General features: G+C 69.8%; 11 protein-coding genes. 10 read left to right on the plus strand and 1 reads right to left on the minus strand.

Going from position 1 to position 13,652, the window contains the following annotated elements; all coding sequences use genetic code 11:
* The first annotated feature begins 111 nt into the window (after positions 1-111).
* The 9 genes from ftsW (at position 112) to OG322_RS28710 (ending at position 8,766) form a co-directional block, all read left to right on the plus strand.
* Positions 112-1,554: a putative lipid II flippase FtsW gene (ftsW, locus tag OG322_RS28670; RefSeq protein ID WP_266412223.1), complete on the plus strand. Its 1,443-nt coding sequence runs from the start codon at positions 112-114 to the stop codon at positions 1,552-1,554.
* A gap of 6 nt (positions 1,555-1,560) precedes the next feature.
* Complete coding sequence (murG, locus tag OG322_RS28675; protein ID WP_123469986.1) at positions 1,561-2,655, plus strand: undecaprenyldiphospho-muramoylpentapeptide beta-N-acetylglucosaminyltransferase; 1,095 nt, start codon at positions 1,561-1,563, stop codon at positions 2,653-2,655.
* A gap of 50 nt (positions 2,656-2,705) precedes the next feature.
* Positions 2,706-3,500: a cell division protein FtsQ/DivIB gene (locus tag OG322_RS28680; RefSeq protein ID WP_123469984.1), complete on the plus strand. Its 795-nt coding sequence runs from the start codon at positions 2,706-2,708 to the stop codon at positions 3,498-3,500.
* A 276-nt stretch (positions 3,501-3,776) separates the two neighbouring features.
* A complete protein-coding gene (gene ftsZ, locus OG322_RS28685; protein WP_123469982.1) occupies positions 3,777-4,991 on the plus strand; it encodes a cell division protein FtsZ in 1,215 nt (404 codons plus the stop codon).
* Complete coding sequence (pgeF, locus tag OG322_RS28690) at positions 4,988-5,746, plus strand: peptidoglycan editing factor PgeF (protein ID WP_206432298.1); 759 nt, start codon at positions 4,988-4,990, stop codon at positions 5,744-5,746. Before ftsZ ends, pgeF begins: the two co-directional genes overlap by 4 nt.
* Before the next feature lie 6 nt (positions 5,747-5,752).
* Positions 5,753-6,472 (plus strand): YggS family pyridoxal phosphate-dependent enzyme, encoded by a 720-nt coding sequence (locus tag OG322_RS28695; protein ID WP_123469980.1) that lies wholly within the window; start codon positions 5,753-5,755, stop codon positions 6,470-6,472.
* 125 nt (positions 6,473-6,597) lie between these two features.
* Entirely contained in the window at positions 6,598-7,209 is a 612-nt protein-coding gene (locus OG322_RS28700) for a cell division protein SepF (protein ID WP_073735522.1), read from the plus strand.
* A gap of 71 nt (positions 7,210-7,280) precedes the next feature.
* Positions 7,281-7,565, plus strand: coding sequence for a YggT family protein (locus OG322_RS28705; protein WP_123469979.1), 285 nt, complete (start codon positions 7,281-7,283; stop codon positions 7,563-7,565).
* A gap of 49 nt (positions 7,566-7,614) precedes the next feature.
* Positions 7,615-8,766 carry a DivIVA domain-containing protein gene (locus OG322_RS28710; RefSeq protein ID WP_123469977.1) on the plus strand — a complete coding sequence of 384 codons (1,152 nt, stop codon included), beginning with the start codon at positions 7,615-7,617 and terminating at the stop codon, positions 8,764-8,766.
* A 296-nt stretch (positions 8,767-9,062) separates the two neighbouring features.
* Here OG322_RS28710 and ileS read toward each other — a convergent pair whose 3' ends face one another.
* A complete protein-coding gene (ileS, locus tag OG322_RS28715; RefSeq protein ID WP_123469974.1) occupies positions 9,063-12,209 on the minus strand; it encodes an isoleucine--tRNA ligase in 3,147 nt (1,048 codons plus the stop codon).
* Between the two features lie 548 nt (positions 12,210-12,757).
* On the opposite strand from ileS, the gene OG322_RS28720 reads away from it, so the two are divergent.
* Positions 12,758-13,600 carry a TraR/DksA family transcriptional regulator gene (locus tag OG322_RS28720; protein ID WP_185095689.1) on the plus strand — a complete coding sequence of 281 codons (843 nt, stop codon included), beginning with the start codon at positions 12,758-12,760 and terminating at the stop codon, positions 13,598-13,600.
* The last annotated feature ends 52 nt before the right edge of the window (positions 13,601-13,652 follow it).

A 13,652-nucleotide genomic window follows, 5' to 3' on the forward strand; every position in this document is an offset into this window, starting at 1 on the left:
CCCGGCCTCCGCGCCGTACCGTCCCGGAGCAACCGGGCACGTACGGCTGTGCCGCGGGCGCGGGCCCTCGGCACCGAGGCCCCGGGCACGAGCAGTGGAGGGGACAGGACCATGCCGGCCGAAGAGAGCTCTGCCGCACGCGGCAGGGACCGCTCACGGGCGACCACGGCGATCAGCCGGGCGCTCCATCCGCCCCTCCTCGCGGCCGGGGGTGCCCCGCTGCCGGGCGGACTCGCCCTGCGCGTGCGGTCGGCCTCCGGCTCCCGGCGGCCCCCCGTGGGCCGCTCCAGGACCGCGGGCGGCCCGCGCACCCCCCGCGGCGGCGGTGTGCGGCGGTTCTACGAGCAGGCACGCCGGGCCTGGGACCGCCCGCTGACCGCGTATTACCTGATCCTGGGGGCCGGGCTGCTCATCACCGTGCTCGGGCTCGTCATGGTCTACTCCGCCTCGATGATCAAGGCGCTGGAGCTCGACAAGCCGGGCACCTACTTCTTCCGCAAGCAGTTCCTCGCCGCCGTCATCGGGGCAGGGCTGATGGCGATCGCCGCCCGGATGCCGGTCAAGCTGCACCGCGCCCTGTCCTACCCGCTGCTGATGGGCGCCGTCTTCCTGATGGTGCTGGTCCAGGTGCCGGGGATAGGGATGTCGGTCAATGGGAACCGGAACTGGCTCTACCTGGGCGGGCCCTTCCAGCTCCAGCCCAGTGAGTTCGGCAAGCTCGCCCTCGTCCTGTGGGGGGCCGATCTGCTCGCCCGCAAACAGGACAAGCGGCTGCTGGCCCAGTGGAAGCACATGCTCGTGCCGCTCGTCCCGGTCGCCTTCATGCTGCTCGGGCTGATCATGCTCGGCGGTGACATGGGCACTGCGATCATTCTCACGGCGATCCTGTTCGGGCTGCTCTGGCTGGCCGGGGCTCCCACCCGGCTGTTCGCCGGAGTGCTCGCCACCGCCGGCCTGATCGGCTTCGTGCTGATCAAGACCAGTCCGAACCGGATGGCCAGGCTCGACTGCATGGGCGCCAGCGAACCCGGGCCGGGCGGCTCGTGCTGGCAGGCCGTACACGGTATCTACGCTCTTGCGTCCGGCGGCTGGTTCGGATCCGGGCTCGGTGCAAGTGTGGAAAAATGGGGTCAACTCCCCGAACCCCACACCGACTTCATCTTCGCCATCACGGGGGAGGAACTGGGGTTGGCGGGGACGCTGTCGGTACTCGCCCTCTTCGCGGCTCTAGGCTATGCGGGTATCCGCGTGGCCGGACGCACGGAGGACCCCTTCGTGAGGTATGCCGCGGGAGGTGTGACCACCTGGATCACGGCTCAGGCAGTGATCAACATCGGTGCGGTGCTCGGTCTGCTTCCGATCGCCGGTGTCCCGCTCCCGCTGTTCTCCTACGGAGGGTCGGCCCTGCTGCCGACCATGTTCGCTGTCGGGCTGCTGATCGCGTTCGCGCGAGAGGATCCCGCCGCGAAGGCGGCCCTGGCCATGCGGAGGCCCGGGGTGAGATGGAAGACGATGAGACGGCGCATCAAGAAGCGTCCGTCCGGAGAGCGGTGAATTTCGGTGCATGTCGTACTCGCCGGTGGGGGGACCGCCGGCCACATCGAGCCCGCGCTTGCCCTCGCGGACGCCCTGCGCAGGCAGGACCCGAGCGTGGGAATCACCGCTCTCGGCACGGAGCGCGGACTCGAGACAAGACTCGTACCCGAGCGGGGGTACGAACTCGCCCTGATCCCGGCCGTACCGCTGCCGCGCAAGCCCACCCCCGAACTGATCACCGTCCCGGGAAGGCTGCGCGGCACCATCAAGGCCGCCGAGCAGATCCTGGAACGCACCAAGGCGGACTGCGTGGTCGGGTTCGGCGGCTACGTGGCGCTGCCCGGCTACCTCGCCGCCAAACGCGCCGGGGTGCCGATCGTGGTGCACGAGGCCAACGCCCGGCCGGGCCTGGCCAACAAGATCGGTTCGCGGTACGCGCACGGGGTCGCCGTCTCCACCCCCGACAGCAAGCTGCGCGGTGCCCGCTACATCGGCATCCCGCTGCGCCGCACCATCGCCACCCTGGACCGGGCCCGGGTCCGTCCGGAGGCGCGTGCCGCCTTCGGGCTCGACCCCAACCTGCCGACGCTGCTGGTCTCCGGCGGCTCGCAGGGCGCCCGCCATCTCAACGAGGTGGTCCAGCGGGTCGCCCCGCTGATGCAGCGCTCCGGCATCCAGATCCTGCATGTGGTCGGCCCGAAGAACGAAATGCCGCGTGTGGACAACATGCCCGGGATGCCGCCCTACATCCCGGTACCGTACGTGGACCGGATGGACCTCGCGTACGCCGCGGCCGACATGATGCTCTGCCGCGCGGGCGCGATGACCGTCGCCGAACTCACCGCCGTCGGGCTGCCCGCCGCCTATGTCCCGCTGCCGATCGGCAACGGTGAACAGCGGCTCAACGCCCAGCCGGTGGTCAACGCCGGCGGCGGTCTGCTGGTGGACGACGCGGCGCTGACTCCCGAGTGGGTCCAGGGCAACGTGCTTCCGGTACTGGCGGATCCACACAGATTGTATGAAATGTCCCGCGCTGCCGCCGAGTTCGGCCGCCGGGACGCCGACGACCTGCTGGTCGGCATGGTGTACGAGGCGATTGCCGCACGCCGAGGCGCGTGAGGCGGACGGGTCCGGGGGCGGCGCCCCCGGACCCGGCATAAGGAGCGAGCGTGGCCGGAGCGACGACCGCCCAGCGCGGTGCAGGGCAGCAGGAGGACACCCCGGACCGGCCGCCGCGCGCGGGCGCCGAAGGGCGCCGGATGTCCCGGCGGAGGCTGCTGATCGTGATCGCCGCGGCCGTGCTGGTGCTCGGCTCCGGCGCCGTCTGGGCGCTCTACGGCTCGTCCTGGCTCCGGACCGAACAGGTCCGGATCACCGGTGTCGACGTGCTGTCACCGGCCGAGGTGGAGGCCGCCGCGGCGGTGCCGATGGGGGCTCCGCTGATTTCCGTGGACACGGACGCCGTCGCCGACAGGTTGCGCCAGAAGTTGCCTCGTATCGACTCGGTGGATGTCGTACGGTCATGGCCGCACGGCATCGGACTTAAGGTGACCGAACGAAAGCCGGTTCTCTTGGTGAAAAAGGGCGCAAAGTTCATTGAAGTGGACGCCAAAGGTGTGCGCTTCGCCACGGTGGACAAGGCGCCCGGGCGCGTACCTCTGCTGGAATTGACAGCTGGTCAGTCAGCGAGTCTGCGCCGTTTCGGCAGTGACCGGCTGGTGCGGGAAGCGGTCCGGGTCGCGGGCGACCTTCCGGGCGGCGTCGCCAGGGACACCAAGGTCGTGCGGGTCACCTCGTACGATGCGGTTTCCCTGGAACTCACTCGGGGCCGTGAGGTGATCTGGGGGAGCGGTGAGGAAGGCGCGGTGAAGGCGAGAGTCCTCACCGCCCTCATGAAAGCCGCTCCCAAAGCAGGACACTTCGACGTGAGTGCACCCACCGCTCCTGCGGTGTCGGGCAGTTGACGGACATTCGGCCTGGCCAGCACCCTGGTTGGTCAGCGCTACGGGTGATCACATAGGGTGAAAAGAAAAACGGGAGGTTCGGCGTGTTCGTTGAACGTGCGCCACTTGTCGACTTAGTGTCCTGTTCGGAAGAGTCCATGAAGCAGACACACTGGTAACCCTAAACTTCAACGTTAGGGTTTGGGTCGGCGTTCGGACCGTCCCAATCGGCATCCGTCGTCGCGGCGGGACTACCGCCAAGCGACGACACGTAACTCGAGGCGAGAGGCCTTCGACGTGGCAGCACCGCAGAACTACCTCGCAGTCATCAAGGTCATCGGTGTCGGCGGCGGTGGTGTCAATGCCATCAACCGAATGATCGAGGTCGGTCTCAAGGGCGTCGAGTTCATCGCGATCAACACTGATGCGCAAGCCCTGTTGATGAGCGACGCCGACGTCAAGCTCGACGTCGGCCGTGAACTCACCCGTGGCCTCGGCGCCGGGGCGAACCCGGCCGTCGGTCGCAAGGCGGCAGAGGACCACCGTGAAGAGATCGAGGAGGTCCTCAAGGGGGCCGACATGGTCTTCGTCACCGCAGGCGAAGGCGGTGGCACCGGCACCGGTGGCGCACCCGTCGTCGCCAATATCGCGCGCTCGCTCGGCGCCCTGACGATCGGCGTGGTCACCCGCCCGTTCACCTTCGAGGGCAGACGTCGCGCGAACCAGGCGGAGGACGGCATCGCCGAACTCCGCGAAGAGGTCGACACCCTCATCGTCATTCCCAACGACCGACTGCTGTCCATCTCGGACCGCCAGGTCAGCGTGCTCGACGCGTTCAAGTCGGCCGACCAGGTGCTGCTCTCGGGTGTCCAGGGCATCACCGACCTCATCACCACCCCGGGCCTGATCAACCTCGACTTCGCCGACGTCAAGTCGGTCATGTCCGAGGCCGGATCGGCGCTCATGGGCATCGGCTCGGCGCGCGGCGACGACCGTGCGGTGGCGGCGGCCGAGATGGCGATCTCCTCGCCGCTCCTGGAGGCGTCCATCGACGGCGCCCGAGGTGTCCTGCTCTCCATCTCCGGCGGCAGCGACCTCGGTCTCTTCGAGATCAACGAGGCCGCCCAACTGGTGAGCGAGGCGGCGCACCCCGAGGCGAACATCATCTTCGGTGCGGTCATCGACGACGCACTGGGCGACGAGGTGCGGGTCACCGTGATCGCCGCGGGATTCGACGGCGGACAGCCGCCGGCCCGTCGCGAGAACGTCCTGGGAGCGAACTCCGCCAAGCGTGAGGAGTCGGTTCCGCCGGTCCGGGCCGCCGAGCCCGTGCGCCAGACGAGCGGACTGGGCTCCGTGCCCCCGCGCGAGGAGAGCCCGGTCCAGACCGAGCCGGTTCCGGTGGCCAGTGAGAGCCACCGGCCGCCGGTCGCTCCGCCGCACGTCCCGCCGGCCCGTCCCTACCAGGACTCCCAGGCCGAAGAGCTGGATGTCCCGGACTTCTTGAAGTGATAGGTCCGCAACACGCAGTGAGCTCGAAGGATTCTGTTTCTTCAGGGGGCGGCGCCCACTTCTCCTTCACCGACAGGTGGGGCGGAGTGAGCGCCGCCCCGTATGCGGAGCTCAACCTCGGCGGCGCGGTCGGTGACGACCCCGCCGCCGTTCTCGCCAACCGCGAGCGTGCCGCCCGCAGTCGCGGGCTCGACCCGGCGCAGGTCGTCTGGATGAACCAGGTCCACGGCAGGGACGTGGCCGTGGTCGACGGGCCGTGGGGCGACACGCCCGGGATTCCCGCCGTGGACGCGGTGGTGACCGCGCGGCGCGGACTCCCGCTCGCCGTCCTCACCGCGGACTGCACCCCCGTACTGCTCGCCGATCCGGTCGCCGGAATCGTCGCAGCGGCCCATGCGGGCCGTCCGGGTCTGGTCGCCGGAGTGGTGCCCGCCGCGATCGGGGCCATGGTCCGGCTCGGCGCGGACACCTCGCGGATCATCGCCCGCACCGGGCCGGCCGTCTGCGGACGGTGCTACGAGGTTCCGGCCGCCATGCGGGACGAGGTCGCCGCGAGCGTCCCCGCCTCCTGGTCCGAGACCAGCTGGGGAACCCCGGCCGTGGACGTCACCGCCGGAGTCCATGCCCAGCTCGATGCCCTCGGAGTCACCGACCGGCACATGTCGCCCTTCTGCACCCTCGAATCGGGCGACCATTTCTCGTACCGACGCGACCGCACCACGGGGCGGCTCGCCGGATATGTCTGGTTGGACTGATAGGGCATGACGGACCGTAAGGCTCAACTCGCGGCAAATCTCGCAGAGGTGGAGGAACGCATTGCTTCCGCCTGTGCCGCCGCCGGTCGCAAGCGGGAAGAGGTGACCCTCATCGTGGTCACCAAGACCTACCCCGCGAGCGATGTGCGGATCCTGCACGAACTCGGCGTGCGTCAGGTCGCGGAGAATCGCGACCAGGACGCGGCTCCCAAGGCCGCCGCATGTGCTGATCTGTCTCTCGCATGGCACTTTGTCGGTCAATTGCAGACGAATAAGGTTCGTTCTGTGGTGAGTTATGCCGATGTCGTGCAGTCGGTGGACCGCACCAAGCTGGTGACGGCACTCTCCGCGGCGGCCGCGCGTGACGGTCGTGAACTCGGGTGTCTCATCCAGGTCGCGCTCGACGCGGAGAGCGGTGAACGGGGGGAGCGGGGCGGCGTGGCACCCGACGGGGTCGAGGAGTTGGCCGCCGCGGTCGAATCCGCCCCCGGGCTGCGGCTGGCCGGTCTGATGACCGTCGCACCGCTCGCCGGGCCGTTCGCCGGCAGGCAACGGGCGGCGTTCGACCGGTTGATGGAAATCTCATCCCGGCTGCGCGGGAACCATCCGGCTGCGAACATGGTCTCTGCAGGGATGAGTGCGGACCTTGAGGACGCGGTTGCGGCCGGAGCGACACATGTGCGCGTCGGTACTGCGGTACTCGGAGTCCGACCCGGGCTCGGGTAACGTCGCCAAGCAAGTCGGACCACAGCAGAAAATATGGTCATTACCGCCCATGGCGGATAGGCCACAGTGGATCGCGGGCACTTGGTGACAGATGCCGATCCACCACAGAGCGGAGGACTCAGAGCATGGCCGGCGCGATGCGCAAGATGGCGGTCTACCTCGGCCTCGTGGAGGACGATGGGTACGACGGTCCGGGGTTCGACCCCGACGACGAATTCGAACCCGAGCCGGAACCCGAGCGGGACCGGCGCCGGCACCAGCCCGCGCATCAGGTGGAGCGCGAACGGGACGAACCGGTACGAGCGGTGCAGCCTCCGGCGCAGCGGGAGCCGGTTCAGATCCCGGCCGAGCGAGAGCGACCCGCCCGAATCGCCCCCGTGGCATCCATCACACCTGAACGCTCGAACTTGGAGAAGAACGCACCGGTGATCATGCCCAAGGTTGTGTCCGAGCGGGAGCCCTACCGCATCACCACGCTGCACCCCAGGACCTACAACGAGGCCCGTACCATCGGGGAACACTTCCGTGAGGGCACTCCGGTGATCATGAATCTCACGGAGATGGACGACACGGACGCAAAGCGACTTGTCGACTTTGCCGCGGGACTCGTCTTCGGTCTCCATGGCAGCATTGAGCGAGTGACGCAGAAGGTCTTTCTGTTGTCGCCTGCTAACGTCGATGTCACGGCGGAGGACAAGGCCCGCATCGCAGAGGGCGGATTCTTCAACCAGAGCTGAGAACACGACACCGGGAACAACCCGGCCGAGAGGCCGGAGCTACGAGAGCCAGGGGAGAGGGAAGCGCGAGGATGGGCGTCGCTCAAAGTGTTGTCTACATCGCGTTGATGTGTTTCCTCATCGTGCTGATCTTCCGGCTTGTCATGGACTACGTCTTCCAGTTCGCACGTTCATGGCAGCCGGGCAAGCCGATGGTGGTCGTTCTTGAGGCCGCTTACACGGTCACCGATCCACCGCTCAAGCTCCTGCGGCGGTTCATTCCGCCGCTGCGTCTCGGGGGCGTGGCACTCGACCTGTCCTTCTTCGTTCTGATGATCATCGTTTCCATCCTGATCAGCGTCGTGATCAGGTTGTGAGCGATACGGTCTTGCCGACTGCCGACGACTACGTAGAGGTGAAGAAGAGATGCCGCTGACCCCCGAGGACGTGCGGAACAAGCAGTTCACGACGGTCCGCCTCCGAGAAGGCTATGACGAGGACGAGGTTGATGCCTTCCTCGACGAGGTCGAATCGGAGCTGACCCGCCTGCTCCGTGAGAACGAGGACCTGCGCGCCAAGCTGGCCGCCGCCACGCGTGCCGCCGCGCAGAACCAGCAGCAGCAAGGCATGCGCAAGCCGGAGCAGCAGGACCGGCCCGGCGCACCGGTGCCGGCCGCCATATCTGGTCCGCCGGTCCAGCAGCAGCAGCCCCCGCAGATGGGTCCCCCCCAGCTGCCCGGTGGCGCTCCGCAGCTGCCCGCCGGCCCCAGCGGCCACGGCCCCCAGGGCCCGCACGGCCCCGGTCCGCAGGGCCCGCACGGCCCCGGCCCGATGCAGGGCGGTCCCATGGGTGGCCCGATGGGCGGCCCCATGGGCGGTCACAACCCCCAGCAGCAGCAGATGCAGCAGATGCAGCAGCAGCAGCCGCCGCAGATGCAGCAGCAGCAGCCGCCGCAGATGCAGCAGCAGGGCCCCGGCGGCGACAGCGCCGCCCGTGTCCTGTCCCTGGCGCAGCAGACCGCGGACCAGGCGATCGCGGAGGCCCGTTCCGAGGCCAACAAGATCGTCGGCGAGGCGCGCAGCCGTGCCGAGGGCCTGGAGCGCGACGCGCGTGCCAAGGCGGACGCCCTGGAGCGGGACGCGCAGGAGAAGCACCGCGTGGCGATGGGCTCCCTGGAGTCGGCCCGCGCGACGCTGGAGCGCAAGGTCGAGGACCTGCGTGGCTTCGAGCGCGAGTACCGGACGCGTCTGAAGTCCTACCTGGAGAGCCAGCTGCGTCAGCTGGAGACCCAGGCGGACGACTCGCTCGCTCCGCCGCGTGCCCCGGCGACCGCTTCGCTGCCGCCGTCGCCCTCGCTGGCTCCGGCCGGTGCGGGTGCCATGGGTCACGGCATGGGCGGCAACCACGGCGGTCACGGCAACCCGTCCATGGGCGGTGCCCCCTCGTACGGTGGCCAGCAGCAGATGTCACCGGCGATGACTCAGCCGATGGCACCGGTGCGGCCGCAGGCGCCGCAGCCGATGCAGCAGGCACCTTCGCCGATGCGCGGGTTCCTGATCGACGAGGACGACAACTGAGCGGCCGTCGCGCGATGAGCGCGTAGCCGTCGGCAGGCTGAGGGCCGGGCCCCGGGGTTTCCCCGGGGCCCGGCCCTTTGCCGTGGGCGGGGCGGGGGCCCGGGGTTCTCGGGGGCTTCCCCCGGCTTGATTTGGCTCGGCGGGGCTTGATCTGCGCGCCTGGGCGTGAGACTCGGCCTCGCCGGCGTGTGAGGGCGGGGTCCGGGGCGGAGCCCCGGGTACGGGAAGGGGCGGGTGGGGGACAACAGGAAGGGCCCGGCCCGGGAAACCCCCGGCCGGGCCCTTCCTCGGTGAGGTCAGCTCGTCTTGCGGAGGCGGAACGTCAGGGACAGACCCTCGTCCTCGAACGGCTCGCCGTACGCCGTGTCCGCCTCGCCCTGTGCGTAGTCCAGGGCCAGCACCTCGTCCGCGATCAGGGACGCGTGCTCGGTCAGCGCCTCGGCCGTCGCGGGCGACGTGGACGTCCAGCGGACGGCGATGCGGTCCGCCACGTCCAGCCCGCTGTTCTTGCGGGCCTCCTGGATGAGGCGGATCGCGTCACGGGCCAGGCCCGCACGTCGCAGTTCCGGGGTGATCTCCAGGTCGAGGGCGACCGTGGCGCCCGAGTCGGACGCGACCGACCAGCCCTCGCGCGGGGTCTCCGTGATGATGACCTCGTCCGGGGCCAGCGACACCGTCTCGCCGTCGACCTCGACCGAGGCCGTGCCCTCGCGCAGGGCCAGCGACAGCGCGGCGGCGTCGGCGTTCGCGACGGCCTTGGCCACCGCCTGGACGCCCTTGCCGAACCGCTTGCCCAGCGCCCGGAAGTTCGCCTTCGCCGTCGTGTCGACCAGCGAACCGCCGACCTCGGACAGCGAGGCCACCGAGGAGACGTTCAGCTCCTCGGTGATCTGGGCGTGCAGCGCGGGGGAGAGGCTCTCGAAGCCCGAGGCCGCGACCAGGGCCCGGGACAGCGGCTGACGGGTCTTGACGCCCGACTCGGCGCGGGTGGCCCGGCCCAGCTCGACCAGCCGGCGCACCAGCGCCATCTGCGTCGAGAGCGCGGGGTCGATCGCCGCCAGGTCCGCCTTCGGCCAGCCGGAGAGGTGGACCGACTCCGGGGCGTCCGGGGCGACCGGCACGATCAGGTCCTGCCAGACCCGCTCGGTGATGAACGGCGTCAGCGGGGCCATCAGCCGGGTGACCGTCTCGATGACCTCGTGCAGGGTGCGCAGCGCCGCCTTGTCGCCCTGCCAGAAGCGGCGGCGGGAGCGGCGTACGTACCAGTTGGACAGATCGTCGACGAACCCCGAGAGCAGCTTGCCGGCGCGCTGGGTGTCGTAGCTCTCCAGCGCCTGGGTGACCTGGTCCACCAGGGCGTTGAGCTCGCTCAGCAGCCAGCGGTCCAGGACCGTGCGGTCGGCCGGGGCCGGATCGGCCGCGGACGGCGCCCAGTTCGACGTACGGGCGTACAGCGCCTGGAAGGCGACCGTGTTCCAGTACGTGAGGAGCGTCTTGCGGACGACCTCCTGGATCGTGCCGTGGCCGACGCGCCGCGCCGCCCACGGGGAGCCGCCGGCCGCCATGAACCAGCGCACGGCGTCGGCGCCGTGCTGGTCCATCAGCGGGACCGGTTCGAGTGTGTTGCCCAGGTGCTTGGACATCTTGCGGCCGTCCTCGGCGAGGATGTGGCCCAGGCAGACCACGTTCTCGTACGACGACTTGTCGAAGACCAGGGTGCCGATCGCCATCAGCGTGTAGAACCACCCGCGCGTCTGGTCGATGGCCTCCGAGATGAACTGCGCCGGGTAGCGGCTCTCGAAGATCTCCTTGTTCTTGTGCGGGTAGCCCCACTGCGCGAACGGCATCGAGCCCGAGTCGTACCAGGCGTCGATGACCTCGGGGACGCGGTACGCCTCCAGCTGGCAGCTCTCGTGCGAGCAGGTGAACGTGATCTCGTCGATGAACGGCCGGTGCGGATCGAGGCCGGAGAGGTCGCTGCCGGTCAGCTCGCTCAGCTCGGCGCGCGAACCTACACAGGTGAGGTGGTCGTCCTCGCAGCGCCAGATCGGCAGCGGGGTGCCCCAGTAGCGGTTGCGGGACAGCGCCCAGTCGATGTTGTTGTTCAGCCAGTCGCCGTACCGGCCGTTCTTGACCGACTCGGGGAACCAGTTGGTCTTCTGGTTCTCCTCCAGGAGACGGTCCTTGACGGCGGTCGTGCGGATGTACCAGGACGGCTGCGCGTAGTAGAGCAGCGCGGTGTGGCAGCGCCAGCAGTGCGGGTAGCTGTGCTCGTACGGGACGTGCCGGAAGAGCAGGCCGCGGTCCGAGAGGTCCTCGGTGAGCGCCTCGTCGGCCTTCTTGAAGAAGACGCCGCCGACCAGCGGCACGTCCTCCTCGAAGGTGCCGTCGGGGCGGACCGGGTTCACCACCGGCAGCCCGTACGCCTTGCAGACCAGGAGGTCGTCGGCGCCGAAGGCGGGGGACTGGTGGACCAGACCCGTACCGTCCTCGGTCGTCACGTACTCGGCGTTGACGACGTAGTGGGCGGGCGCGGGGAAGTCCACCAGGGCGAACGGGCGCTCGTACGTCCAGCGCTCCATCTCGCGGCCGGTGAACGACCGGCCGGTCAGCTCCCAGCCCTCGCCCAGCGCCTTCTCGACGAGCGGGCGGGCGACGACGAGCTTCTCCTCGCCGTTCGTCGCGACGACGTACTCGACCTCGGGGTGCGCGGCGACGGCGGTGTTGGAGACCAGGGTCCAGGGGGTCGTCGTCCAGACCAGGAGGGCGGCCTCGCCGGCCAGCGGGCCGGAGGTGAGCGGGAAGCGCACGAAGACCGACGGGTCGACGACCGTCTCGTATCCCTGGGCCAGCTCGTGGTCCGAGAGGCCGGTGCCGCAGCGCGGGCACCAGGGGGCGACGCGGTGGTCCTGGACCAGCAGGTCCTTGTTGAAGATCTCCTTCAGCGACCACCACACCGACTCGACGTACTCGGGGTCCATCGTGCGGTACGCGTCGTCGAGGTCGACCCAGTAGCCCATCCGGGTCGTGAGTTCGGCGAAGGCGTCGGTGTGCCGGGTGACCGACTCCCGGCACTTGGCGTTGAACTCGGCGATGCCGTACGCCTCGATGTCCTTCTTGCCGTTGAAGCCCAGCTCCTTCTCGACCGCGAGCTCGACCGGCAGACCGTGGCAGTCCCAGCCGGCCTTGCGGCCGACGTGGTAGCCCTGCATGGTGCGAAAGCGCGGGAAGACGTCCTTGAAGACGCGGGCCTCGATGTGGTGGGCGCCGGGCATTCCGTTGGCGGTCGGCGGGCCCTCGTAGAACACCCACTCGGGGCGGCCCTCGGACTGGTCGAGGCTCTTGGCGAACACCTTGCTCTCGCGCCAGAAGTCGAGCACTGCGTGCTCCAGCGCGGGCAGGTCGACCTGGGCGGGTACCTGGCGGTACTGCGGCGATGTCATGTGCGGGCTTCCTCCGGCGGACGTATTCCACTTCCGTCGGAGGGACGAGAACCGGTTGGGTTCCCGCGGTACCACCCTCCTTGGCCCCGGGTGTGCGCCCGTGGCCCCCTCATTGGGGTGCGAAGCCGGTTCTACTTGCCTTGCGGCGTTCCTCCGACGGCTCCGGGTGATCTTCACGACGCGCTCGCCCCCGGGCTCCCACCGTCCCCGGGTCGCTCCTGGCTGCGTACGACGCTACTCGTCCCATCCACGCCTCTCGCTGCCGCCAGTGTACGGGGCCCGGGGTGCGGCGGCCGACCGGTTTGACGGCGGGCCCCGGCATGACCCGAATGGCCAGACACGCCGCTCGGAGTCCCGGTGCGGCCGGCCGGGGGAGCGGAAGGCGGATTACCGGGCGGGGAGCTGGGCACAACGGATTCAGGCGCGCTGTGATCCGGACACGGGGAGGGGCGATTCGGCGGCGTGCCCCGTTGCCGCGGGGCTGGGGTCGACTTATCGTCCCAGCGAGACTCGCGAGCAAGATCACAATGTGTGAAGGGGCCGCGGCCATGGTGGCGAAGAAGACCGCCGCAAAGAAGACGGCGTCAGCGGGATCCACGGGCGCGGCAGCCGGGGAGACAACGCCGGAAGCAGGCCCGGGCGACGCTTCGGACGCGGGTACGCGGCCCGTGGCCGAGGACGGGCCCGAGCCGGCTGCCGCGACGACGAGCGCTGCCGGGAAGACCGCGAAGCAGGCTGCCAAGGAGGCAGTGACCAGGAAACCGGCGACCAGGAAGGCGGCGGCGAAGAAGGCCGCGCCGAAGAAGACCGCGGCCGGGAAGACCCCGGCCAAGAAGGCTTCGAAGAAGGCCGCCGCGGCGGCCACGGGGGCGGCCGAGGCCGCCGAGCAGACGGGAGCCCACACGGTGGTAGCCAAGAAGAGCGCGGCCAGGACCCGGACCGCCGGACGGAGCACGGCACCCGTGCCCCCGGCCCGCGCCGCCGCGACCACGCCGGGGGAGCTGGCCGTACGGCCGGGTGAGGACCCCTGGACGCCGGAGGAGGTGTCGGCCGCCCGGTCCGAGCTGACCGGCGAGATCACCCGGCTGCGCAGCGAGCTGGAGGCCTCGGGCGCGGCGCTGGCCGGGCTGATGCGGGACTCCGGTGACGGGGCGGGTGACGACGAGGCGGACACCGGCACCAAGAACATCACCCGCGAACACGAGATGTCGCTCGCCGCCAACGCCCAGGAGATGCTGGAACAGACCGAGCGGGCGCTGGCCCGCCTCGACGCCGGGACGTACGGGCTCTGCGAGATCTGCGGCAATCCGATCGGCAAGGCACGGATGCAGGCGTTCCCCCGGGCCACCCTGTGTGTCGAGGACAAACAGAAGCAGGAACGACGCGGCTGATCCCCGCCGGTGTGTCGTACCCTCGTCCTCAGTCGGGAACTAGGTTGAGGGA

The organism is Streptomyces sp. NBC_01260 (assembly GCF_036226405.1).
Taxonomy (GTDB): Bacteria; Actinomycetota; Actinomycetes; order Streptomycetales; family Streptomycetaceae; genus Streptomyces; species Streptomyces laculatispora.

Coding starts and splice junctions, on each gene's coding strand:
- ftsW (WP_266412223.1), top strand. CDS start 112: ATGCCGGCCGAAGAGAGCTCTGCCGCACGCGGCAGGGACCGCTCACGG.
- OG322_RS28695 (WP_123469980.1), top strand. CDS start 5,753: ATGACGGACCGTAAGGCTCAACTCGCGGCAAATCTCGCAGAGGTGGAG.
- OG322_RS28700 (WP_073735522.1), top strand. CDS start 6,598: ATGGCCGGCGCGATGCGCAAGATGGCGGTCTACCTCGGCCTCGTGGAG.
- OG322_RS28705 (WP_123469979.1), top strand. CDS start 7,281: ATGGGCGTCGCTCAAAGTGTTGTCTACATCGCGTTGATGTGTTTCCTC.
- OG322_RS28710 (WP_123469977.1), top strand. CDS start 7,615: ATGCCGCTGACCCCCGAGGACGTGCGGAACAAGCAGTTCACGACGGTC.
- ileS (WP_123469974.1), bottom strand. CDS start 12,209: ATGACATCGCCGCAGTACCGCCAGGTACCCGCCCAGGTCGACCTGCCC.
- OG322_RS28720 (WP_185095689.1), top strand. CDS start 12,758: ATGGTGGCGAAGAAGACCGCCGCAAAGAAGACGGCGTCAGCGGGATCC.